Here is a 23,357-nt window from a genome sequence, read left to right as displayed (position 1 = left end):
CATGTCGCTCGGACCGAAGCCGCTCGTGCTGCCGTCTGCCCCGCCCGACCGCACGCGGCGGCTCCGCGTCCTCGGCGCCCTGGTCGGAGTGATCATGGTCGTCGTGCTCGGCGCGTCGGGAGCGCCGGGGCCCGCGGCGCTCGCGCTCCTCCTTGCCGTGGCGCTGCAGTACTTCTTCTTCTGGGCCCGTCGGCGCGAGGTCGGTGTGCACCTCGCGCTCGCGGCCCTCGATCGGACGTCCCGTGGCCGGTTCGACGACGCACGCGCCATCCTCGACGCCGTGCCACCCGCGGTGCTCGGCAGCGTCGTCGGGCAAATGGTCGACTCCCAGCGGGCAGCCATGGCGCTCTACGAAGGAAAGCTCGAGGAAGCTGTGACGTTCGCGACACGCGCCGCCAAAGACGGCGCTCGCCTCGCCGCCCACGAAGAGATCCACCGCGGCTCGGCCCTCTCGATCCGCGCGGTCGCCCTCGCCGCTCTGGGGCGAGACGAGGCCGCCCTCGCCGACGTCCGCGCCGTGCGGGGAGCCGGCCTGAGGCAGGCGGGGTTCGTCGCGCGTGCGGCCCTCGCCGAGGCCATAATCCTCGCGAGAAGGAGTGACATCGACCGCCTGGCCGAGCTCGTGCGGTCGGAGCACCCCCTCCTCTTCGGAGCGACGAGCCCTCGGGAGCGGCTCGTCGCGCGGGCTCTCGGGAGGCTCGTCTCGGCACGCAAGCGGCATGTCTACCGTGAGCCCGCGCGGCGCGAGACCGACGAGCTCGAAGGCGACGCGAGCTGGGTCGCGAAGCTCGCACCCGAGGCGGCGGCCTACGCCAAGAGCGCCCCGCTCGGCGCCGCGACCGACGCGCCCGACCCGGTCGCCCCAGAGACGACGAAGGCCGCGATCGCAGCCGCGCCGAAGGCAAAACGCCGCGCAACGGCCTTCGCCGCGGTCGTGCTCGGGCTCGCCGTCGTGCTCGTCGGAGCGCTTCAGATCTTTGGCCTCGGCGCGGGTCCGGAGCTCGACGAGGCGGGCGGCGCAAAGGCTCGCTCGCCGTGGCCGACCTTGGCCGCGACCTACGTCGTGGCGCTCACGGCCGCGGCGACGTTCGTGGTCGTGCGCCGTAGGCGTGCCTTTCGCGAGAGCGCGACCCTCGCTCAGGCCATCGAGGCTCGTCTGCGTGGCGATCTCGCCGGGGCGCGCGGAGCGCTAGGGTCCGTCGTTCGAAGCCCGGTGCCGCTCGTTCGGCCTCAGGCCCTCCGAGAGCTCGCCGTGACGGCGTTTCTCGAAGGCGATTTCAAGCGCGCGCACGAGCTCGCCGAGGACGGCGTCAAGGCCACGCAGGTGTCGGAGGCCGTGCTCGCGATGGCGCGACCGGTCGTGCTCCCCATGCTCCATGGCGAGCTCGCGATGGCGCTCGCCGCGCAGGGTCGCATCGCTCGCGCCGAGGAGGAGCTCGACCTCGTGCGGCGGGCCTTCCCGACCTATCCGTTCACCGCGCGGGACACGTTCCGTGTGCGCCTCGTGGCCGCCGTGGCGACCGGGCGACGAGACGAGGCCGCTCGCATGGCGCGCGAGCGCCCGTCGGATCTCCCCTTGGGCCTCGAAGAAGAGCTGCTCTGCGACGCGCTCCGTGTCTACGCGAACGACACGCTCCCGGAGGGCGAGCGAGACCGGATCTTGGACGAGCTTCGGCAAGACTCGGGAGCGACGCGCTGGCTCGACGCCGTGAGCCCCGAGCTACGATCGGGCGCCCTAGGGACGCGGCCGAGGATCGCGCCCTCCGAGGAAGGCCAGGACGAGACTACGCCCACGCACGACTCGGAAGACGAGGCCGAAGACGAGGCCGAAGAGACGGAGGGCCGGGGAGGTCGAGCGAGACGCGGGACCTAGGAACACGCGCGACTACCTCAACCCGTGGGCCTTCCGCAGCGTGCGCATCGCCTCGTCGCACGCGGGCATGGCGTCTTTTCCGCGGACGAGGAGCTTCTCCGCGGCGTCGAGCTCGCCGAGCATCTCGAGCGCCTTCGGGTCTCCAGGAGCGAGCTTCGTGAGCTCGTTCGCCATGAAGGCCTCGACCGCGTGCTTCTTGGCGAGCCCTTCCCCCGTAGGCTTCGCGGTGGCGACGCACGCCGCCTTCGCGTCGCACACGTCCTTCGCCGTGCAGGAGACCGCCTCGAGGCGGGTCGCGAGCTCGGGGCGCCGCGTGTTGTCCGCCTCGCGGTACGCGAGGAATGCGCGGTCGAGATCCATCGCCTCCTTCTTGGCCGCCTCGTCGCACGCCGTCATGACGAGGAGCGCGCCCAAAAGCGCGAAGAGACCCAATCGACTCATATTTCCACCTTGCTCCACATTTCACGCCTCATGCGCTCTTTTTGTCCGTCGGTTCGGGTGATGATCCGAGCGACGCTGGTCGCCGCCAAGAGCTCGCCCTCTTGCCCGAGGGTCGGGAGCACGGAGCGACCGCACAGGAACGCCCCCTCGAGGGGCGAGCGGAGCGGCTCGGCGGCGAGGCCGTAGAGCTCGGCACCGGCGACGCGGTACCTCGGGACCATCGGCTCGGCCTCGACCGACCCACCAGAGGCCCGCAGCAACACGCGATCGCGTTCGATGCGCCGGCCCGAGCGAAAGTCCCACAGCGGTCGACCGTCGTGCGGCGAATCGCACACGAGCACGTGACGCTCGAGGAAGGGGATCTGCGCGGCGAGCGTGGCGATGACGGCCTCGCGCGCCTTCGCGAGCCGGGGTGTCGCGTCCGAGAGCAACGCCTCGCAAACGAGCCTTTGGGTGCCGGGCCATGGCCCCGGGCCCAGCTGGACACGGATGCTGAGCTCGGCACGGGATGGCTCTCCGAGGACGAACGCCTCGACGCCGAGCGGCGGCGGCACGGCTTCGTCGCGAACGACGAGGGTCGTGCACATACGGTGCTCCTCCGGGATGAGCTCCGGGAAGGCGTCGGCGACTTTTCGAGGCACGGGAAACGACGGCGCGAGCCGGAGCAGGTCTTCGAGGGTTCCGCCCGAGACGAGGAACCCGAGGCCGACAGGCTCGGCGCTCCCGTCGATCTCGACCGCCCGCACCTTGCCGCCGCGTTGCACGACGGACACGACCCGATCCTTCTCGCGCACCTCCCCGCCGTGCGCGCGAATGCGCTCGATCAAAAACTCGGTGAGCTCGGCCTCCCCTCGCGCGAGCGACGCGACGCCCCGGGTGTACGAGCCGTGCACTCGAGCGAGCGCGAACGAAGGGAGCAACGTGGCGTCGCTCGCGTGGCGCCCGGTCTCGATGACGAGCCTCCGAAGCGGATGCCTCAAGGGAAAGTCGGAGAGGAGGTCGCGCTCCGGCTCGCGCGCGATGCGGACCTCCGAGAGCGCGCGCCGGGTCTCGCGACGCTCCCAGAACGTCCCGGGCGGCCACGTGACGTCCTTTTCGAACGCCGAGTCGACCTCACCGTTGATGCGCCCGAGCTCGGCGTAGAGCTCGTCCGCCGCGCGACGCTGCGCGCCCATCTCGCGATCGACCTCGGCCCCGAAGAGCTCGACGTCGGGGGGGACGTCGAGCCGGAGGCCATCGCCGAGGACCTGGAACATCGGGCTCAGCGGGCGCGTCTTCCGGCGAAAGGTCATGGTCTGGGCGAGCTCACCGAGCGCCCGGGTCCACACGGGCGACGCGCCGAAGAGCAGCGTGAACGCTCTTCGGGAGAGCGGGCAATCCTCGAACGCGTACGACGGTGGGCTTTGCCCCTGTCCGAGGACGAGCACGCGCCAGGAGCGGCGCGAGAGGAGCGCCGCCGAGAGGAGCGGCCCGAGACCGAGACCGAGCACGACGACGTCGTAGTGTTTGCTCATGGCCCGCGGACGCTCTTAGCAAAGAGTCACGCTCCGTCTCGCACGAAGTTCGCGGCGAGGCCGTCGTCGAGGGCGCTCAGAAATGGACGGGGGCAGGCACGTTGAGCGTGTCGCCGTGCCCTGGAGAGAGCCGCCCGTCGTCGTTTCTGCCCCAGCAACGCACGGTCTTGTCCGTGTGGCGCACGCACGTCCCGTCTCCCGCGGCGACGATCTGCGCGGCACCGAAGATGCCTTGGATAGGCACGGGGACGTCGCTCGACGCAGGCCGCGGCGCGGCGAGCTGGCCTGCGCCATTGTCGCCCCAACACACGATGGTGCCGGTCTCGAGGCGTGCGCACGCGTGGGCTCGTCCGCTCGCGACCTCGGCGACCCCGCTCAGACCGTCGAGCTTGGGCGCGGACGGGAACCGCGCCGCGTCGCAAACCACACGCCCCTCGCGCAGGTAGCAGGCGGCCGGCGTGACCTGTACCTCTCCTTCGCCGACCCCGAAGCACTGCGAGGTGGAGGGCGAGACCACGCACGTCGCGCGCTCGGAGAAGCGCACGTCGACCACCTTCGCGGCGACGGGGAGCGCGTGCGGGCCCGGAGGCGCCGCGCCCGGACCGAGCTGACCGTCGGCCCCCCTCCCCTGGCACCGCAGCTCACCCGACAGGAGCTCGGCGCACGTGACGTGTGGCCCCATGAAGAGCCGCACGACGGGCGGAGGCTTGTTCTTCTTGGGGCAACCCGTGAGCCCAGTGAGCAGCACGAGACCGGCGGCGGCCCGCGCGACCGCGCTCACGGATGCCCCATGGCGGCCTTCGCGATCACCTGGGCCATGATGACCTTCGCCGCCTGCACGAAGATGACGATGCCGAGCACGTCGACGAGGCTCGCGATGAACGGCGTGGAGCTCGTGGCCGGGTCGAGCCCGATGCGCTTCAGGAGGATCGGGAGGAGGCTCCCCACGGTGCAACCCGTGACGACGATTCCGACGAGAGAAGCCGAGACCGTGAGCGCGAACGCGACGCCTTGCTCGGGATACATGAGCACGCGTACGAAGCCGACCGCCGCGAGCCCCAGGCCGAGCACGAGGCCCATCAAGGTCTCACGGACCATAATCCTGAAGAAATCCGAAGACTTAATCTCTCCGACGGCGAGCCCACGGATGATGAGCGTCGACGACTGCGAGCCCGAGTTGCCGCCCGCCGAGATGAGGAGGGGCACGTAGTAGGCCGCCCCGTGGATCGCCTCGAACACGGGGTCGTAGTGGCGGAGGGCCGTCTGCGTGAAGAACTCCCCCAGGAAGAGCGCGAGCAGCCACACGCCTCGCTTCCGGATGAAGCTCACGAACGACGTCTGGAAGTAGGGGACGTCGAGGGGCTCGACGCCACCGAGCTTCTGGACGTCCTCGGTCTGCTCTTGAGTGAGCACGTCGACGATGTCGTCGATGGTGATGACCCCGAGCAGGGCGCCGTCCTTGTCGATGACGGGCATCACGTTGAGGTCGTACTTGGCCATGCGCCGCGCGACCTCTTCTTGGTCGAGATCGGGGGTGACCGAGAGCACGTCGTCGTGGGTGACGGTCGAGAGGGCGACGTCGGGCTTGGCGAGCAAGAGGTCGCGCATGCTCGCCATGCCGAGGAGTCGCTCCCCTTTCCCGACGACGTACACGTTGTAGACAGGGCTGTGGTGCTCCTCCGAGAACGCGCGGACCGCCTCGATCGCCTCGTGCACGGATCCGTCGGGAGGCACCTGCACGAACTCCGTGGTCATGAGGTGCCCGGCGCTCGTCTCGGGCCACTTCTCGATCTCGCGGACCTCTTGGGCAGCCTCGGGGTCGACCTGCTCGAGGGTCGCGAGGAGCTTCGTGCCAACGTCGTCGGGGAGCGCGCTGAAGAGGTCGGCGCGATCGTCCGGGGCCATCTCGCTCGCGATGTGGGCGACCGACTCGGGCGCCATGATCTCGACGAGCTCCTCTTGTTCGTGCTCGTCGAGGCGCTCGAAGATGGGAGCGGCTTCGTCGGCGGGCAGATGCGAGAGGAGCTTTGCCGCCTCGTCGGGCTCGAGCTCGGCCACGATGTCGGCGAGGTCCTCGGCGTGGATCTCTTGGAGCAGGGCGCGAGCTTGCTCGGGATCGTCGCGGAGGACTTCTTTGAGGTCGGGGCCGATGAGCTTCGAGAGGCGCATGCGGGACGGCGCGAGACTACCTCGCCCGCGCGCCGCTCCGAGCCCCGAATGCACCTCAGGGTACGATTTCGGCGCGAAGGGCCGCCCGCTGCGAAGGGCTACTTTTTCTTCTCGGAAGCGGGGCCGTTCGCGTAGCCCCACTCCCGCAGCATACGTGCCATCTCCGCGGCACCCTCGCCCGCGGCGCCTTCTCGGCCGACGGCCCCACCCGCGCGATCACGCGCGACGAACAGGCCGTCGTCACGACGCGGATCGACCTCCGGGAACCGCCCCGCGCGGAGCGCCTGCCGCATCGCTTCGCCGCGGACCCCCGCCTCGAGCCCCGCCCGCGCGACGCCGAAGGGCCCCCCGTACGCCGCCGTGAGCGGCCCCCCGTCGGCCGTGAACGACCACGAGACGTCGGCCGAGGGTGGGCTCGTGAGGAGGTCGAACCCGACCACGTCCAAGGGGGCCGTGAGGAAGTCGATCTCGAAGCCCCCAGGGACCACACGGAGCGCGTCCTTCGCGATCCCCACGGGGACGAGATCGGTCACCTCGCCCTTCTCGACCGTGACGCGGCCGCGGATCGCACGCGTCTTTCCGGCCCCCGCGAACCGGGCGTGGAGGTACGGGAGCTCCTCCTTTTTACCGGCGCAGCCACGCTGCCGGCCGGCGCGACGTTCTTCAGGGCCGACGCGAGGCGCGCGCGCATCTCGGCGACCACGTCCGCGCGCGACCCGGCGAGGTCGTGGCGCTCGCCCGGGTCGGCCGCGAGATCGAAGAGCGACTCGTGCGCCGCGAAGCCCGGGCCACCATCTTTCGAGGCTTCGGCGTCGTGGACGACGAAGTGCCACGGGCCGAAGAGGATCGAGCGGGTCCCTCGACCTTCGGTCACCACGACGCGCGCCTCGGGCTCGGCCTGCCCCTTCGTGAGGCCCAGCGTCGACGCCCCACTCATCTTCGGGTGCGGCTCGAGCCCGAGGATGTCGAGCACGGTCGGGGCGATGTCGGTGCTCCGAACCCGCGCGTCCACGGCCTTGCCGGCGGGGACCACCCCCGGAAGCGACAGGACGATGGGAACCCGCGTGGTCTCCTCGAAATTGCTCGCGGAGTGATGGAACCGGATGGGGATCCCGTCGTTCGATTTTCCGACGTGCGCCGAGGAGAGCGTCTCTCCGTGATCGGCCGTCACGACGACCAGCGTCCGGTCCTTGAGCCCGAGCCGAACGAGCGCCGCGAGCAGCTCCCCTATGGCAGCGTCGTCCTTCGCGCCCTCGGCCATGTAGCGACGCACGAGGGGGTCCTTCGGGCCCTCGGGTGCGGGCGGCACCCTCGCGAGCATGTCGTCCGGAGGGTCGTATGGGTCGTGTGGGGAGTTGTAGTTGACGAAGGCGAAAAACCGAGTGTCCTTGCGGGTTTCCAGGAACGCGAGGGCGCTCTTCGTGACCTCGGCGGTGTCGCGCGTGCGGTACCTGTGGTCGACCACCTGACCGAAGGCCATGTCGAGCCCGATCGGCGTGTACCCGACGAGGAAATAGTTGTTCACGAACGCCGACACGACGTACCCGCGACGCCTCAGCCCCAGCGGGAGGAGCGGAGGGTCCGACGCGTAGAAGCGACCGACCGCGTCGCCGTCGAGCACCCAGTTCTTCGTCTCGATGCCGAGCTCGCTCGAGCGTGCGCCCGAGAGCATGGCGAGCGTTCCCGGTCGCGTCCACGACGCCGCGGAGGTCGCCGAGCGGAAGACCGTGCCCTCCTTGGCGAGCCCGTCGAGCGAGGGCATGAGCCCCGGCACCTTCGGGAGCAGGGCCTCGAGCGGCGGAGCCTCGGCGCGGAGCATCCTCTCGTCGCGGGCGTCGTCGTGGAGGCTCGCGATGACGTCGGGGCGGAGCGCGTCGACCACGATCCAGAGCACGTTGTAGGGCGCGCTCGGGACACGGCCGAGCAGCATCGGCTCCGCGAAGAGAGCGACGTCGAGCCGAGGCGGAGCTTCGTCCCCCGCCCCGCCGTCTCCGCGGGGGCGTGCACGTGGAGATGGCTCCGAGGAGCCCTCGTTCGCCTTGACGGACAGCTCGACGCTCCCTGCTTGCCCGGCGCTCGCCGAGAGGTCGCAGGTGACGTCGTGGAAGGCGCGGGCCGCGTCGGCGCCGACGACGACGTCGCACGGGCGCGGCGCAGGTCCGCTCGTCGGGACGAAGGCGACGCGGAAGGTCAGGGTATGCCGCGGTCGCGCGGCGAGCCCCGCGCCGAAGGTGACCCGGGCGCCCTCCGGGAGCACCACCGGGAACCGCGCCGTGGCGGGCGCTGGGAGCACGATCGACTCTCGCTGGTCGAAGCTACCCTCGTTCATGTTCCAGAGGCGCACGTCGGGTCGCCACGAGCCCGAGCCCGAGCCCGACCCGGAGGACTGCGTCTGCACGGCGAGCTGATCCTCTTTTTCGCTCGTGCGGAGGGAGAACGAAGAGACGAAGCGCGCCGAGTCGGGAGGGACCTTCGCGAACGGAGGCCTAAGCTTGCGCCAATATCCCGCGAGCGCCCCGTCGAGATCGTGGGCGAGCGGGGCGTCGATGCGCGCGGTCTTCATCTCCTCGGTGAACCTTCGGACGACGGCGAGATCCGCCGACGGCGACGCGCCACCGTCGCGTGAGCCGGCCTCGACGCCCGCGTCGGCGCGAGGGACCTCGGCCGGAGGATCGGCTGCGCCACCGCGCGAGAACGCGAGGGAGAGCGAGCCCGCGACCGCAGCCGCGATCAGGACGAACGGCGAGAGCCCCTCGGCGACCCGTGCAGCGCTGCGCTTCACTGCGCGTCCTCCCGTGGCACCAGCAGCCCGTCTTTCTGGGTCATGCCGCGATCCTCGAGCATCCACTTCCAGAGGACCCCGCGCAGGCGCTCCACCTCGGCTGGCTTCTCGCGCGCCACGTCGCGGACCTCGCTCGGATCGGTCGACGTGTCGAAGAGCCGGTAGATGGCGCCCTTGCGCGTCGGCACGTAGACGAGCTTGTAGCGATCGTCCCGCACCATGCGGTGGCGCGCCACGAGCGTGACGGGGATCATCGCCTTCTGCAGGACGACCTCGATCTGTCCGTGCGCCGAGTCGAGCTCGGTCATCTGCATGATCCCAGGATAAGGGAGCCGCTCGTCCGGCCGCACCCCGGCGATCTCCTCGGTGAACCAGAGCTCCGTCTCGGCGAAGGCGAACCGCTTCTCCGAGGGCTCGCCGTGCATGAGGGGCACGAGCGACGCGCCGTCGAGGCCGGGCGCGGGCGGCACCCCCGCGAGCGCGTACAGGGTCGGCGCGATGTCGACGTCACGGACGATCTCGCTCACGCGACGCGGCGCCGTGATGCGCGGGTCGTACACGATGAGAGGGACGTGGGTGCCCTCGTCGCCGAAGAGGTGATCGCCGTGGCCCTGGCCGTGCCCGTTCTCGTAGAGCGTCTCGCCGTGATCGGCCGTGACGACGACGATCGTGGAGCTCGCGAGGCCCTGCTCGGAGAGCGCCGTGAGCACCCGACCGATGGCCGCGTCGATGCTCAACACGGCCCCGTCGTAGAGGGCGCGAATCTGACGCACGTCGGCTTCGTCGGGCGGGAGCTCCCCGCCGAGCCCGACCGGTTTGTGGTACTTGTACCTACCTCGGTAGGCCGCATCGGTGAACGTGCGGTAGTAGGGAGCCGGAGCCGCGTACGGAAAGTGCGCCGTGGAGAAGAACACGGTGTCGAAGAAGGGCCGCGGCGTAGCTCGGAGGGCGGCGATGGTCTCGTCCGCGAGGAGGTCGGCGTCGGCCGCGTCGGACAGCTCCTTCAGCACGGGAAACAGCGCTCTCCCCGTGTGCGAGTGGAGAAAGGGCAAGAGCGGCGTCTCGCGCTCGAGCCCGCGCTGACGAAGGAGCTGCCGGAAGTCGAAGCTGGGGGTGTCGACCTTCTCGAACCCGAGGTCGACGCGACCGAAGATGTCGGCCGCATAGTCGCCGAGGACTTGGGTTCGGTATCCATCTCGGACGAAGCGATGCGGCGCGGCGTCGAGGTCCTTCGCGCGCTCCTCCCAACGCGGGAACATGCTCCGAACCCCGTGGTGATGAGCGTGCCGACCGGTGAGGATGTTCACCCACGACGAGAACGTGCGGGGGACCGAGACGTAGGCGCGCTCGAAGACCACGGCCTTCTTCGAGAGCGCGAAGAGGTTCGGGGTGGTCTCGGGGCCGATACGATCCGCGCGCAGAGAGTCGGCGGCGATGACGAGCACGTTCGGGCGCACGCCCGCCCCGGCGGAGGGCGGCCCAAGGGCGACGGTCGACGTCGCGGGCGGAGCCTTCGGGCTCTCGGTGGGCGCGGCGACACCGACGAGCGCGAGCGGAGCGAGCTTCGGGAGCCGACGGCGGAGAAGGAGGAGCCCTCGCGCGACGAACGGACGAACGAGCGCGCTGCGACCTCCCGGGCCGAGCACGTAAAACACGAGCGCGACGAGCAGCGCGAGCTTCACACCGAGAGGGCCGAGCACGTCGGTCACCACGACCTGGACCGTGCGCAACGGCCCCCCCTTCGCGTAGAACGACGCCACGTAGAGCTGCGGCGAGCGCGCCATACCGACGGCGAGGAAGGACGCGTGCACCGCCACGACCACGACGGCCGACTCGAGCACGAACCGCGAGAGGTGGGCTCGATGTGCGCCACGCGCCCACATGACGGCATACGCGATCAGGCCCAAAAGGAGCCCGATCCCGACGGCGGCCGCGCCGATCGCCGTCGCGATCTTGGCGACGTCGGTCGCGAACTTGGCCTCGATGAAGTGGCTCACGGCCTCGGCCTTGTCGCCAAGGGCAGCGTCGTCGCCTCGCCGACCCGAGACGGCGGCGAGCGCGAGGACGTAGAGGGCGCCGGTGAGCGCCGGGACGAGGGGACCGCGGCTTTTCCGCACGAGAGGTCAATACCTCGGTTTCGGCACTCGTTCCACGGGTCCTTCGCCGAGCGCGCGGGTGAGCGGGGCCCCTCGGCCGTCTCGAGGGTCGAAGGACTCGGCGAGGGCCGTCAGCTCGCGAAGGAGGCCCCCCACCTCTCGCCTCGGGAACTTGGTCGGGGCATGGTCCGCGAGCGCCTTGTCGCAGAAGAAGGTGCGGCAGCCGAAGGGCCGAGCGGAATAGACCGAGCACCGCCCGTCGTCCCCGAGGAGCGGGCACCTCCGCTCGCCGCTCACAGAGAGGCGCTTTCGCTTCGGGAGGCCCCCCCGCGCGCGGAGCTCGCGGTCGAGGAGCGCGAGCTCGAGGCGCGTGACGTACGGCTCGCGCCCCGTCACACCGAAGCGGCAGCAGTCGGTGCTGGCATCGCAGCCGAAGCCGTCGAGCGTCGCGTCCAATGCCTCGTAGACGGCACGTAGGCGCGAGAGGAGGTCGACGACGTCGTGCTTCGCCACGGGAGCGCGATACCATGACGGGGCCGATGAGCAAGCCCCCGACCTTGCCGAAGCTCCGCCCCGTCGACTCCTTCGTCGCGACGGGAGACGATGGCGAGCCGTGTCTCGTGCTCCGCGATCCCGAGGGTGTCGCTCGCGGTCCGGTGTTCGTCCCGCTTGCGCTCGCTCCGGTCGTCGCCCGGTTCATAGGTCGGCACACGACCGCCAGGATCCGCGCCATCCTGCTGCACGACGAGGGGCTCGACGTCCCCCTCGACGCCATCGACGACGCCGCGCGTACGCTCGACGACGCCCTCCTCCTCGAGGGGCCAGCCTTCCAGCGCGCGAGGCGCGACGCGGAGGCGGCGTTCGCCCGGGCGGAGGTGCGCGAGGCGGCGTTCGCGGGGTCGGCGTACCCGGGAGAACGAGAGGAGCTCTCCACCTACGTGGAGACTGCATGCATCGGGGGTAGGCATCGGTCCGAGGAGGCGCTGTCTCCGACCGACCGGCTCGCCGGGATCGTGATGCCCCACATCGACCCGTGGCGCGGGGCGCGCGGATACGGAGCCTGCGTCGACGCCCTCGTGCGTGCGCTGCCGCGTGAGCCAAAAACCTTCGTGCTCCTCGGGACGTCCCACGCCCCGATGTCCGCGCCGTACTCCGTGTGCGAGAAGGTGTTCGCCACGCCGCTCGGCGCGCTCCGCCCGGCCCGCGGCGCCATCGCGAGGCTCCGCGGCGCGATGCGGTTCGACGACACGGCGGACCTCCTCGGGCACCGAAACGAGCACTCGATCGAGCTCGCGGCCGTGTTCCTCCGGTACGCCCTCGACCGCCTCGGGGCGAGTGAGGGGTCGACTATCGTCCCCGTTCTGTGTGGCCTCGGTGCGGCGCGCGCGCGACGCGAGGACCCACGGAGCGACGGCGGCACCGCGAGCTTCCTCGACGGCCTTCGCCGCCTGGTTGCCGACGAGGGGGCGATCGTGATCGCCGCGGCCGACCTCGCCCACGTGGGCCCGAGGTTCGGCGACCCGCGGGCCCTCGACCACGACGCGCGTGCCGCGCTCGAGGCGCGAGATCGGGCATCCATGAGGCTCGCACGCGAGCGCGACGCGTCGGCGTTCTTCGATCACGTCGTCGAGGACCAGACCTCGAGGCGCGTGTGCGGCGCCGCCTGCGTGTACACGCTGCTCGACGTGCTCGGCGGCGCGGCGAACGGAAAGGTCCTTTACTACGATCAGAACGTCGACCCCGAGGAGGGCTCGATCGTGAGCCACGCTGGCCTCGCCTTCGTCGAGTGAGGCGAGGGCCTTAGGGCGCGGAGAGCTTGCCCGAGAACGGCAGCTTGACGACACACATCGATTGACCGCCCTCGACGAGCGTCGCCACGCCAGAAGCGATCCTGGCTTCTTGGAGGGTCGCCGAGAGCTCCATCGCGAAGGAGCCACCTGCCGACGGGTCGAGTCGCGTGAAGGCGTACGAGCCGGAGACGGCCACGAAGCGAGCACCGCAGTGATAGTGGTCGCCGTGCGCGTTGCACTTCTCCTGAGCCTGAACGGAGACCTTGGCGTTGCCTGGGTTGAGCTGCTCGTCCCCGAGCTCGCCGGAGAAGGCGCCCGAGGTGGCCCCCGCGGACTCACGGACGGTCACGGTAACGTTCGTCGTCCCGGACCGGCCGCGGAGGATCCACAGCCCCTTCTGCGTGGCTGGCTCGGTCGACACCACGGTCGAGAGCACGGGATCGAGGGAGAGCTCGACGAACGCGGGCGCGCACCCTGGGCCACCGTCGGCCGTCGGCCCAGAGCCGGCGTCGACGCCTCCATCGGGAGCGGAAATCACTTCGGTCGTACAGGCGAGCATCGGGACGAGCGCGAGAGCGCCGAACCCATGGCGGAGCGTCGGCATGACGGGGTCCTCGGGAGCGAACGGTAGGGAAATCTCAGTGAACGGTGTCGAGGCCTTCACCGGGCGGCGCCGGGTTGGCGCGCCGCACGGCGACGATGGTCAGCCCCTTCGCAGAGCGCTTGCGCGGAGCCTCCGAAGGGGGGAGCCCCTTGGCCTGCTTGGCGCGGACCGTGAGGTGCTGGCCGAAGAAGCCTCCGACGAAGAGGAGCGCGAGCCCCGCCCACGTGAGCGCGGCCACCTCCCCGGCGAAGTGCCCGACGACGAGGGCGAGGCACCCTGCCAGCGTGAACGCGAAGGGCCGATAGTCGCCCAGCGTGCGCGCCCGACGGAGGCCGAAGCCGATGGAGAGCAGCACCGCGAGGGCGAGGAACGCGAGGTGCTCGCGCTCGGAGAGCCACGCCGCGAGCCCTGCGACGGAGAGGGCCTTGGCGTACGTCGACAGACACGCCGGGCACAGCGCGCACGCGAGGGCCGGCAGCATGTCGGCGAGCCACCCGCGTACGCCCGGAGCCTCGTTCGTTCCACGGTGCGCGGGGCACCCGCACCCGTCACCGTGGGCGTGGACGTGAGCGTGACGTTTCGGAGCAACGCGCTTGGCGAATCGCATACGAGGCCTATAGCGCCCCCTCGACACTCTTGCAACTGGACTACACTGGAATCCAAGATCACCTTACGTCCAGAATGCGAAAGCCAGCACCACCTCGACCACCACGGCGAAAACGAGCCGATGCGGAGCTCGCTCGCCTCGCAGAGCGCATCCGAAGGACGAATCCCACCGGTCGTGGGCTGCCCGCCGCGGTCGAGCTCGCTCGCTACGCCGAGAAGGCTCAGCTCCAGTCGTCGGCCATCGAGCGCTACCCCGACCTGATCTCGGCGGTGTTCGATCGAGTCACGCCGGGGGTCGTGCTCTTGGAGGTTCCGTCTCTCGGGCTCTCCCTGTGCCACGCGATCGTGGCTGAGCTCTCTTCCGCCGCACGCGATCGGATCGTGCAGCTCAACGAGGCCGAACGCGCCGACGACCGCCTGCGTCGCGAGCCGAGGAGCCAAGGTGACATCGACGACCGCGTCGGAGACGAGGACCCGGCGCTCGAGGAGGAGGTCCAGCGGCTCGCGCGAGCGTACGACTACGCAGGAGCCCTCGAGACGCTCTTCGCGAAGAGGCAAACCACGCCCGCATCGACCTGGACCGAGCTCTTTCTCTTCGTCTCGGTCCACACCCTGGGCGACGTCGCGACCGCGAGCTCCGCGAGGCTCGATTCGTCCGCGGCGGTGACTCCAGAGGCGAAGCTCGCGATGGCTCGAGTAAGGCTGTTCGAGAGCAAGCCCCGCGAGGCCCTCGAGCTCGTGGCGCCCCTCCTCGATCGCGCGGACGTCGGACTCGTCAGAGACCTCGTGACCGCGATCCTGTCCGCGGACGACGTCTCACTCGAGTCGATGCTGGAGGACAGGCTCCTCGTTGCGAGAGGCGACGGGTGCGAGACGATCGCACCCCTCAGGTCACGGAAGGCGGAGCGATGCCGACGACTGAGAGAAGAGCTCGACGCCCTCGGCAGCGACCCTGAGTGCCCGGCATGCCGCGACATCGCCCTCGCGATCGGACGGCTCGCCCCCTCCGACGGGGTCGCTCGAGAGCTCCTCGCCGAAGGCCAACGGCGCCATCGCGAGAGGCACCTCCGAGCGGAGCTCACGCTCGTCGACGACCACATCGTCCAAGGGAGGCTCGACGCAGCGCGGAGCCTTTACGAGGATGTGCGTTCGAGGTCTCGCAGAATCGACGCGGTGCGGACGGAGCTCGAAGACGTCGAACGACGCGTGAGTGAGGCCGAATCTCAAGCAGTCGCGCGAGCCGCCAGGCTCATCGTCGCCGAAACGGTACGGAACGCGCGACTCGCAGCCGTCGCCGGCGCGAGCCCCGAGGTCCGTGCCGCTTGCGTCCTCCTCGCCCCTGACCTCGCTCGCTTCGTCGGGCTGTCCGAGGTCCTTCCGGTCAATGAGGCGATAGCTATCGAGGTCGCCCTCGAAGACATCGACGCCCTACCATCCCCCGAGGCGAAGCTTGCGCGGCTCAGAGCCTTCCGTCACCACGCGACCAAGGCTCCCGCCCTTGGCGCTCGACTCCGTGAGGTCGAGCGCACCATCGCGTCCAAGCTCGACGAGACGGCCGAAGGCCTCGACGGGGACCTCGCGGTCCTCCTCGACGAGGCGTGGCTCGATGAGGCGAGGAGACTCGTCGGCGCCGTTCTCGAAGTGGGCGTACCGCAGATCACCGAGCGGGCCATCACCCTCGATACCACCCTCGAGCGCATCGCCAGCGCGCGGCGAGTGGCACGCCTCCCGACCCGCTCCATGCGCCTCGAGGCCGCACATCGGCTCCACCCACGGGCGCGTTCCCTTCTCAGAGGCGTCCTCCGCGACGATTGGCTCCGAGAGCACTCATCAACTTACACTCCCTCACATGCGCGAGTGGTGATCGCTGGTGGGCAACCGATCGTCGCGTTCTGTGACGGGCCACATCTCGTCGTGCGGTCGGAGACGACCACGCTCGCGTTCGAGTTGGAGGAGCCTGCGGCGCTCGCCGAGCTCGTCCAGACCTACGGGAACATCTTCGCGTTCACCCGCAGAGGCGAGCTCCTCGCCCTCGATGCCCGGACACTCGAGCCCACGCTGCATCGGCGGCTCGACGGGAACGTGTCGGGCGCGCGGATGCTGCCGAATGGCGAGGCCGTGGTGTTCGACGACACGCTCGCGGAGCTACGACTTCACCGGACATCGGGCCAGGTGAGCCGCACGCGCCCGGCGCATCTGTGCCGCTTCGACGACGACGGCGGGCGGGTCGCCGTCGCGGCGGGAGACGCGATCGTCGTCACCTCATACGACCTCGATGTCATGGAGGAGTACCCGGCGGCCGAATACTCCCTCCTCGGACTTGGTTCGCACCCGCGAGACGGTGTGACCGTCTACGCGCTACGTCAGCGGGAGACCTGCGAGACCTCCCTGAGCTTTCGCCACGGGAGGACGTTCGTGACCGAATGGCTCGACGACGTCGACGACTGCGAGAGCGTGACCTTCGACTCACGCGGGGGCTCACTGTCCCTCCTCTTCTGTGGCACGGTCAGCTCGGCGCGCAAGTACCTCCCCTTCGACATGGGCCTCCTCGAGATCGGTCGCCATACGTTCTCGAGCACGCTCGTCGCCCACACGGGGGGAGGTCGCCTCGTCGAGGTCGCGACGGACGACAGCGACGCGAGCGGTGGTCTCATCGCGCGCGTAGCGCTCATCGGCGAGACGACGTCGCAGACCGGAGAGGCTCCTTGAGCTCGAGGAAGGGGCGCACCACCTCACGGTAGGTATCCGCGACGAGGCGTCTCGCCTCGTTCGCGGCGCGCTCCGCCGAGCTGACGCGGAGCTTCACGTAGACCTCGCCGCACTGGAGGAGCGTCAGCCACGCCCGTGCACCGCCGGCGTCGATACCAGAAGGGATCCTCGCCGCGAGCTCGAGCCCGAGTGCTCGTTTTGCGCCTTGGATGGCGACTGCGAATCGCCGCCGCGAGAGCACGAAGACACCTGCGTAGCGCCGCGAGAGCTCCGCCTCGGCCTCGGTGAAGTGGGTCACGAGGGACTCCCCGGCCCGGGCGCCGAACACGAACACGGTCACCCAGGGTTCGCCATCCTCGCCCGCCCGGTACGTAACACCTAGCGACGCGCCAAGGGCGTCATAGAGGCGCACGTCGATCCTGGGGAGCCCCGCGACCCGCGACGGAAACGAGAATCCCGTAGCCCGCTGAAAGACGTCGCCGTCCTCTCCGAGGACGACGCCCGGGGGGAGCATACCTAACCCTTGCGGGGTCATCGTGTCACGCGAGGCGGGGCGGCCACGAGAGCGCCATCACGTAGCGTCGCAGCCCCGTCCCTTCGATGGGGGGTGATCGATGCACCTGCCCGCGGACGTGCGCGCCATAGAGCTCGCCCTTCATCAGGAGAACGTCCCCGGTGCTGGCTCGGCGAATCGCGCCACCGTCTCGAACGACTCGGGGTGGCTCATGGCAGTCGCACGAGAGCGCATGATCGAGCGCTCCGACGTCTACGTCGTCCGGGGCCACCCACTCGGTTCCCGGCCCGGCGTAGGTCGTGACGAGACGCAGCGCGACATGATCGACATGGAAGTATCGGCACGAGTCGTCCGCGACACTACCCATCACGACCCGTGCGCGATCCGTCCCCGCGAGCGCGCAGAAGCGCGCGAAGAGCGCGGCGATGTCCGATCGAAACCACTCGCCCGCGAGGGTGGTTGGGGCACACAAGAGTGACTCGATCTCGGCGACTCGCGAGACGACCGCGTCGAACCTGGGAAGACGATGGAGCCAGGCCGCCTCCGAGACAACGTCCACGAGCCCAGCACCTCGCGAGAGCAGGGACATCGATACATCGTCGCGGTGGATGGCATCGAGCTCCTCCAGAGAAGCGACGCTGACCACGGCGCCAGGGCGACGCGCCAGCGGTCGGTCCAGCGAAAAGGGCTCCCTCGATGGTACGGCGTTCATGCGGCGAACCTACCCACCGCGCGCGCCTATCGCAACTGCCTTGCATTAGCACATAGAATACAATACATTGACGCTCCACCCCACGGAGGTCTCCATGCGCGACATCATCCAGCTCGTCTCCACCGCCGGCACCGGCTACGCCTACGTCACCACCAAGAACAAACGAACGATGGCCGAGAAGCTCGAGATCAAGAAGTTCGACCCCATCGCGCGAAAGCACGTCGTCTTCGTCGAGAAGAAGATCTCGCGAGGCTGACCATGGGCCCCCGAGAGAAGGACGACTTCGAGGACAGCCCCGTCGAAGCCATTCCCGGGCGCAGCGGGGCGCGTCGCGGCAAGAGGCTGGCGACACGGCTCGGCATCGGCTCCGACTTCCGCTTCGACTACAAGGACGTCGGGGTGCTGAGGTACTTCGTGACGGAGCGCGGGAAGATCATCCCGCGTCGCATCTCGGGGCTGTCGGCGCGCCAACAGCGTGACCTCGCCCTCGCCGTGAAGCGGGCGCAGAACATCGCGCTCCTGCCCTTCACGGAGGCGAACCCTCGCCGACTCTGAGCGGACGTCGGGGGCGGCCTCCATGAATGGGCCGCCCCCGGCGCCGACGCGTCATGCATCCCACTCGGGGAAAGGGTCGGGCAAGCGCTTCCACGCCTTGGGACCTCCTCGCATCTCGCCATCCTCGAGGAGGCACTCGGTGAGGCCTCGTTCGATGCGACCGCGGTCCATCCCCGCGCCGATGATCACGAGCTCCTGGCGACGGTCGCCCCACTCGCCATGGTGGTCCGCGCGGATCTTCGCGATGGTCTCCTCGTCGGCGTCCCACTCCGCCTCGGGGATGGCCGCGTAGAAGTGCCCTGCGGGCTCGGTCGCCGCGCTCGCCCCCGCGAGCGACAGCTCGCCCACCAGGTCGTGACGTGTCGCGAGCCAAAAAAAGCCCTTGGCGCGCAGCACACCCTCGAGCCCTTCGTGCAGGAACGCCCAGAAGCGCTCGGGGTGGAAGGGCCGCCGAGCCCGAAAAACGAAGCTCTCGATGCCGTACTCGACGGTCTCGGGCACGTGCTCTCCGCGCAGCTCGGCGAGCCAGCCCGGCGCCGCTGCCGCCTCGTCGAAATCGAAGAGGCCCGTGTCGAGCACCTCCTCGAGAGGCACTCTGCCCCGCTCGGATCGCACGATGCGAGCGCTCGGGTTGAGGTGGCGAAGGAGGGCCTCGAGGAGCCCAAGGTCCTCGGGAGCTACGAGGTCCACCTTGTTCACCACGAGCACGTTCGCGAGCTCGACCTGCTCGACCAGCAGGTCGGCGACCGTGCGCTCGTCGTCCTCGCCGAGCGCAGCCTTCCGCGCCCGGAGGTCGTCCTCGCTGTTCCAGTCGTCGAGGAACCGCCGCGCGTCGACCACGGTCACCATCGTGTCGAGCCGGGCCACCTCGGAGAGGGAGCGCCCGGTCTCGGGATCCTCGAAGGTGAACGTCTCGGCGACGGGGAGCGGCTCGGAGATGCCCGTCGACTCGATCAACAACGTGTCGAAGCGCCCCTCTTTGGCGAGCTTGGCGACCTCGACGAGCAGATCCTCGCGGAGCGTGCAGCATATGCACCCGTTCTGCATCTCGACGAGCTTCTCGTCGACGCGCGAGAGGGACGCGTCGGACGCGACGAGCTTCCCGTCGACGTTGACCTCGCTCATGTCGTTGACGATGACGGCCACCTTCCGCCCCTGTCGGTTCCTGAGGACGTGATTGAGCAGGGTCGTCTTCCCTGCCCCGAGGAACCCGGAGAGCACCGTGACCGGCAGACGGCGGTCCTCTTTCGTTGAAACTTGCATACTACCTCTATTGGGGGCACGTCAGGATTGGACGAACAGTGCGACGAGAAGCCCCGAGCCCCAGACGAGGCCGAGGGCGCCCGCGACGCGGACGAACACTCGGGACGCTGCCTTTCGGCGAAGGTAGAGGGCCGGGACGGACAGCGCGGCGGTCGCGAGGCCCATCGAGACGGTCGTGCCCGCGCCGAAGAGCACGAGGTAGCCGAGGGCGAGCCCCCGCGTCGGCAGCGTGGTCATCGCGAGGAGCGCGAGGCCCGCCGATCCGGCGAGGCCGTGCACGAGGCCCACGACCGCGGGCCGCACTCGCTCGAGGCGCGAGGCCCGTCGTTCGAGGTCGTCCTCGTCTCGCCTTCGAAGGGCGACGATGCCGAGGCCGATCATCATGAGGGCGACCATCGCCTCGACGGCGCGCTCGATCGCGCCCGACACGCGCAGGCCGAAAAGCACGATCGCGACGCCGAAGAGGAGCACCGAGACCGTGTGCCCGACACCCCACGATAACCCGGCGCGGAACGCCGCGCTCGACCGGCCCTCGCGCCCGACGAGCGTCCCCATCGCGACGACGTGATCGGGATCGAGGGCGTGGCGGACCCCGAGGAGGAGCCCCAAGCCCAGCGTTTCGGCGGGGGACACGCTCACACGTCCAACGTGAGGACGAGGCGACGCGTGCCCGAGGCCTCGATCGGCGGAGAGCGGTGCACCGCGCCGCGCCCCGCGTTTCCTGGGTACGACTCGCCCTTCAGGAACACGACGTCCCCCGGGTTGGCCCGCTCGATGCGGGAGGGGTCGCGGACGATGCGCGCGTTCTGGGCCTCGAACGACGTCTCGTGGCAGTGCCGCGAGACCTCCTCGCGAGAGACCGCGCGCTCCTCGACCCACTCGGTTCCGGGCCCCACGTACGTGCACACGGCGCGGACGGACTTGTAGTCGACGTGGAAGCGCTTGCACTTGTCGGTGGTCACGATCTCGAGCTGCACGGTGACGACCTTTCCGGGGAGGATGCTCCGGTAGGCGCCGAGCACGCCCTGCGCGTCTCGCTCCCACGCCGACTCGACCCGCCCCGGGAGCGACCCGACGAGCGCGCGAAGGTGGGGGACGAGGGCGTCCGGCTCGGTCACCCGCACGGGGCCCGACTCCGTCGCCCGCGCCGTCGCGGCCCGGAGCTCTTCGGCGAGGGAGGCAGGGAGCGCCCTCCGCCACACACAGGCCGAGAGACGCATGTCGTGGATGCACGCCACCTCACCGCGACGAAACACGGCGCTAAAGCTCTTTCTCCGGTAGGTGGGCGACCCGCGGTGAGTGGACGACGACGCTCGATCCATGACGACCAGATACGGCATCCACGACTCATATGCAACTACATCTCAAATAATGTCACCCGTCCTGCCGCGCTCCCGGCGACGAGCGAGCCCTTCCCGAACCGTAGGCTCGTCACGACGTCGTCGGTCAGGCCGAAGGCCGAGGGGGCGCGGCTCTTTCTCGGCTCCCAGAGGAAGACGGCGGTCTCTTCGCCGCCCGACGCGAGCAGGGCGCGGCGCTCCGCGAAGGCGAGCGACGAGACGAGCCCCTTGTGCGCGTCGAGCTGGATCGGCGCCGTGCCCTCCGGGCCCTTCCCTTGGAAGTCCCAGACCGTGACCTTGGTGTCGCCCCCGGTCGCCAAGAGGGAGCTCGCCGAGTCCCACGCGAGGGACTTCGGCTTGAAGGGGTACCCGGTCATCGCCGAATCGCGCCCCGTCGAGAGCCTCCAGAAGTGCACGCTCCCGTCCTGGCTCCCACACGCGACCACCTTGTCGTCGGGGCTCATCGCGAGCGAGACGAGCGAGCCCTTCCACTCGAATCGGCGGATGGTGCGGCGCTCTGCGAGCGAGAAGACGCACACACCGCCGTAGGCCGCGGTCAGAAGGCGCTTTCCGTCGCGACCGAACGTGAGCGCCGTGACCGTGCTCGGATGGTCCTCGCTCTCGACGACGGGGCTCCCGTCGACGCCGAAGACGCGGACCCTGCGACCACACGCGATCGCGACGAGGTCCCCCTTCGGCGAGAACGTAGCCGCCTCGACCCACGCGCTCGGCGACGGGAGATCCGCGTGCGGAACCAACGTGCGCGCGTCGAAGACACGCGCGCGGCCGTCTTGGCCGCAGGTGACGACGTGGGCTCCCGCTGGAGAGAGCGCCGCGGCGTTGGCTCGCCCGGCGTGCGCCCGTACCCGCTCGAGCGTCCGACCGGTCGCTCCGTCGAGGAGGAAGAGCTCTCCCTCCCCCGTCGCGGCGAGCACGTTCTCGCCCACGGGATAGGCGGCGATGACGTACCCCTCGACGGAGACGTCGACGCGCTTCTTGAGCTCGGGCACGCTCACGCGAGGCACCCCCGAAACCCGGCCTCGAGCTTCTCACGATCGAGGTTTCGTCCGATGAAGACGATGTCGTTCGTCCGAGGCGCGTCCCCCCAGGGCTTGTCTTGGTTCGTGTCGAGCAGCATGTGCACGCCCTGCAGCACGAGGCGCGTGGGGCTCCCCTTCAGCGCGACGATGCCCTTCATGCGGAAGATGTCCGTGCCCTGCTCGCGAAGGACCTTGCCGATCCACTCCTGGAGAGCTTCGGGCCGAAGCTCTCCGGTCGCCGAGAGGCCCACGGAGGAGACCGTCGCGTCGTGCGTGTGACCCGCCGCGAAGTCTCTCCGCCGCAGAGGCGCGAGCGCCCTCCCCTGCGCGAGGAGCTCGAGCGAAAACTCCTCGGGCAGGTGCTGCGTGAAGAGCGCGTAGGGGCCGGGCCTCGGCACCGTGATCCGCCACCGGCAAGTGCCCTCGCCGAGGACGAGCCTCCGCCACTCGCCGTTCGCCTCGACGACACCGTCGGGCGCGACGCTCGACGGGTCCTTCTGGTGCGCACGCATCACGCGCTCCGCGAGCGCCTCGATCGGCTCGTCCCCGGCGGGGAGCACCACCACGTCGATCGCGGGGTCCGGGCCGGGCTCGAGCTTTAGCTCCACGTTCTCCGTGAGCTCGAAGACCCCACCCCACTCGAACGGGTACTCGGGCTCGAGAAAGGTCGGCTTCTTCTCGAGCGCCCGGTCGAGGTCGAAGCCGCCCACGTCGAGCACGACGTCCATCGGGACCTTCGCGTGCTCGGCGCGAACGACGCGCGCCAGCGAGTTCATCGCGCGGAGGCGCGTCTCGACCCTCGCGAGCTCCTCGGCCGACACGAGGTCGGTTTTGTTGAGCACGATCACGTCGGCGAACGCCACCTGCTCCTTGCACTCGTCGCTCTCGTCCAGGTGGAGGCTCACGTGCTTCGCGTCGACGAGCGTGACGATTCCATCGAGCGCAAAGAGGTCCTTCGTGTCGTCGTCGACGAAGAAGGTCTGCGCGACCGGGCTCGGGTCGGCCATGCCCGTCGTCTCGACGACGATGCGGTCGAACTTGTCGCGACGCTTCACGAGGTTCCCGAGGATGCGGATGAGGTCCCCGCGGACGGTGCAGCAGATGCAGCCGTTGTTCATCTCGAAGACCTCTTCGTCGGCCTCGATGACCAGCGCCTGATCGATCCCTATTTCGCCGAACTCGTTCTCGATCACGGCGATGCGCTGCCCGTGATTCTCCGTGAGGATGCGGTTCAAGAGCGTCGTTTTGCCCGAGCCGAGAAAGCCGGTCAGGACGGTAACGGGGATCTTCGTGCCAGTCATGTCGCCTCCGATACAGAGATGCACTACCACATCGACTGCATCGCACAT

At 69.7% G+C, this 23,357-nt stretch carries 22 protein-coding genes; 5 read left to right on the top strand and 17 right to left on the bottom strand.

Features of this window, described 5'->3' with window-relative positions:
- Position 1: 1 nt before the first annotated feature.
- Positions 2 to 1,873: a hypothetical protein gene (locus tag IPK71_18905; GenBank protein ID MBK8215806.1), complete on the top strand. Its 1,872-nt coding sequence runs from the start codon at positions 2 to 4 to the stop codon at positions 1,871 to 1,873.
- Positions 1,874 to 1,885: 12 nt separating this feature from the next.
- Here IPK71_18905 and IPK71_18900 read toward each other — a convergent pair whose 3' ends face one another.
- The 8 genes from IPK71_18900 to IPK71_18865 form a co-directional block, all read right to left on the bottom strand.
- On the bottom strand, positions 1,886 to 2,314 hold the full coding sequence (locus IPK71_18900) for a hypothetical protein (protein ID MBK8215805.1): 429 nt from the start codon (positions 2,312 to 2,314) through the stop codon (positions 1,886 to 1,888).
- Complete coding sequence (locus tag IPK71_18895) at positions 2,311 to 3,828, bottom strand: phytoene dehydrogenase (GenBank protein MBK8215804.1); 1,518 nt, start codon at positions 3,826 to 3,828, stop codon at positions 2,311 to 2,313. The genes IPK71_18900 and IPK71_18895 overlap by 4 nt, the downstream gene beginning before the upstream one ends.
- A gap of 76 nt (positions 3,829 to 3,904) precedes the next feature.
- Positions 3,905 to 4,609, bottom strand: coding sequence for a hypothetical protein (locus tag IPK71_18890; protein ID MBK8215803.1), 705 nt, complete (start codon positions 4,607 to 4,609; stop codon positions 3,905 to 3,907).
- Positions 4,606 to 5,997, bottom strand: coding sequence for a magnesium transporter (gene mgtE, locus IPK71_18885; protein ID MBK8215802.1), 1,392 nt, complete (start codon positions 5,995 to 5,997; stop codon positions 4,606 to 4,608). Before mgtE ends, IPK71_18890 begins: the two co-directional genes overlap by 4 nt.
- A gap of 98 nt (positions 5,998 to 6,095) precedes the next feature.
- Positions 6,096 to 6,530 carry a hypothetical protein gene (locus tag IPK71_18880; protein ID MBK8215801.1) on the bottom strand — a complete coding sequence of 145 codons (435 nt, stop codon included), beginning with the start codon at positions 6,528 to 6,530 and terminating at the stop codon, positions 6,096 to 6,098.
- The gene (locus tag IPK71_18875) at positions 6,527 to 8,779 is read right to left on the bottom strand and encodes a sulfatase (GenBank protein ID MBK8215800.1); all 2,253 of its coding nucleotides are present in this window, start codon (positions 8,777 to 8,779) and stop codon (positions 6,527 to 6,529) included. Before IPK71_18875 ends, IPK71_18880 begins: the two co-directional genes overlap by 4 nt.
- Entirely contained in the window at positions 8,776 to 10,896 is a 2,121-nt protein-coding gene (locus IPK71_18870; protein ID MBK8215799.1) for a sulfatase, read from the bottom strand. The genes IPK71_18875 and IPK71_18870 overlap by 4 nt, the downstream gene beginning before the upstream one ends.
- Before the next feature lie 6 nt (positions 10,897 to 10,902).
- Positions 10,903 to 11,388, bottom strand: coding sequence for a YkgJ family cysteine cluster protein (locus IPK71_18865; GenBank protein MBK8215798.1), 486 nt, complete (start codon positions 11,386 to 11,388; stop codon positions 10,903 to 10,905).
- Positions 11,389 to 11,414: 26 nt separating this feature from the next.
- Here IPK71_18865 and amrB point away from each other — a divergent pair, with 26 nt between their 5' ends.
- Positions 11,415 to 12,665, top strand: a complete 1,251-nt coding sequence (gene amrB / locus IPK71_18860) for an AmmeMemoRadiSam system protein B (GenBank protein MBK8215797.1) — start codon at positions 11,415 to 11,417, stop codon at positions 12,663 to 12,665.
- 10 nt (positions 12,666 to 12,675) lie between these two features.
- On the opposite strand, the gene IPK71_18855 is transcribed toward amrB, so the two are convergent.
- Positions 12,676 to 13,269: a hypothetical protein gene (locus IPK71_18855; protein ID MBK8215796.1), complete on the bottom strand. Its 594-nt coding sequence runs from the start codon at positions 13,267 to 13,269 to the stop codon at positions 12,676 to 12,678.
- Between the two features lie 34 nt (positions 13,270 to 13,303).
- Positions 13,304 to 13,876 carry a hypothetical protein gene (locus tag IPK71_18850; protein MBK8215795.1) on the bottom strand — a complete coding sequence of 191 codons (573 nt, stop codon included), beginning with the start codon at positions 13,874 to 13,876 and terminating at the stop codon, positions 13,304 to 13,306.
- Positions 13,877 to 13,950: 74 nt separating this feature from the next.
- Between IPK71_18850 and IPK71_18845 the strand changes: the two genes are divergently transcribed.
- Positions 13,951 to 16,584: a hypothetical protein gene (locus tag IPK71_18845; protein ID MBK8215794.1), complete on the top strand. Its 2,634-nt coding sequence runs from the start codon at positions 13,951 to 13,953 to the stop codon at positions 16,582 to 16,584.
- Here the strand turns inward: IPK71_18845 and IPK71_18840 are convergent.
- Both IPK71_18840 and IPK71_18835 read right to left on the bottom strand, forming a co-directional pair.
- Positions 16,544 to 17,098, bottom strand: a complete 555-nt coding sequence (locus IPK71_18840; protein MBK8215793.1) for a hypothetical protein — start codon at positions 17,096 to 17,098, stop codon at positions 16,544 to 16,546. The two genes, IPK71_18845 and IPK71_18840, sit on opposite strands and share 41 nt — an antisense overlap.
- Before the next feature lie 25 nt (positions 17,099 to 17,123).
- Positions 17,124 to 17,687, bottom strand: a complete 564-nt coding sequence (locus IPK71_18835; GenBank protein ID MBK8215792.1) for a DUF1826 domain-containing protein — start codon at positions 17,685 to 17,687, stop codon at positions 17,124 to 17,126.
- 217 nt (positions 17,688 to 17,904) lie between these two features.
- On the opposite strand from IPK71_18835, the gene rpmG reads away from it, so the two are divergent.
- The gene (gene rpmG, locus IPK71_18830) at positions 17,905 to 18,066 is read left to right on the top strand and encodes a 50S ribosomal protein L33 (GenBank protein MBK8215791.1); all 162 of its coding nucleotides are present in this window, start codon (positions 17,905 to 17,907) and stop codon (positions 18,064 to 18,066) included.
- A 2-nt stretch (positions 18,067 to 18,068) separates the two neighbouring features.
- On the top strand, positions 18,069 to 18,365 hold the full coding sequence (locus tag IPK71_18825) for a 30S ribosomal protein S18 (GenBank protein ID MBK8215790.1): 297 nt from the start codon (positions 18,069 to 18,071) through the stop codon (positions 18,363 to 18,365).
- Between the two features lie 51 nt (positions 18,366 to 18,416).
- Here the strand turns inward: IPK71_18825 and IPK71_18820 are convergent, their stop codons facing one another.
- From IPK71_18820 to IPK71_18800, 5 genes are all read right to left on the bottom strand, one after another.
- Positions 18,417 to 19,628 carry a GTP-binding protein gene (locus IPK71_18820; protein ID MBK8215789.1) on the bottom strand — a complete coding sequence of 404 codons (1,212 nt, stop codon included), beginning with the start codon at positions 19,626 to 19,628 and terminating at the stop codon, positions 18,417 to 18,419.
- Between the two features lie 21 nt (positions 19,629 to 19,649).
- Positions 19,650 to 20,261 (bottom strand): high-affinity nickel-transport family protein, encoded by a 612-nt coding sequence (locus IPK71_18815; GenBank protein ID MBK8215788.1) that lies wholly within the window; start codon positions 20,259 to 20,261, stop codon positions 19,650 to 19,652.
- 2 nt (positions 20,262 to 20,263) lie between these two features.
- A complete protein-coding gene (locus IPK71_18810; protein MBK8215787.1) occupies positions 20,264 to 20,884 on the bottom strand; it encodes a DUF1826 domain-containing protein in 621 nt (206 codons plus the stop codon).
- Positions 20,885 to 20,985: 101 nt separating this feature from the next.
- Positions 20,986 to 21,984, bottom strand: coding sequence for a WD40 repeat domain-containing protein (locus IPK71_18805; GenBank protein ID MBK8215786.1), 999 nt, complete (start codon positions 21,982 to 21,984; stop codon positions 20,986 to 20,988).
- A complete protein-coding gene (locus tag IPK71_18800) occupies positions 21,981 to 23,309 on the bottom strand; it encodes a GTP-binding protein (GenBank protein MBK8215785.1) in 1,329 nt (442 codons plus the stop codon). Before IPK71_18800 ends, IPK71_18805 begins: the two co-directional genes overlap by 4 nt.
- Between the last annotated feature and the right edge of the window lie 48 nt (positions 23,310 to 23,357).

It is taken from the genome of Myxococcales bacterium (assembly GCA_016712525.1).
Classification (GTDB): Bacteria; Myxococcota_A; Polyangia; order Polyangiales; family Polyangiaceae; genus JAAFHV01.
The sequence above is the reverse complement of the archived record's forward strand: the minus strand, read 5'-3'. Positions and strand labels throughout refer to the sequence as shown.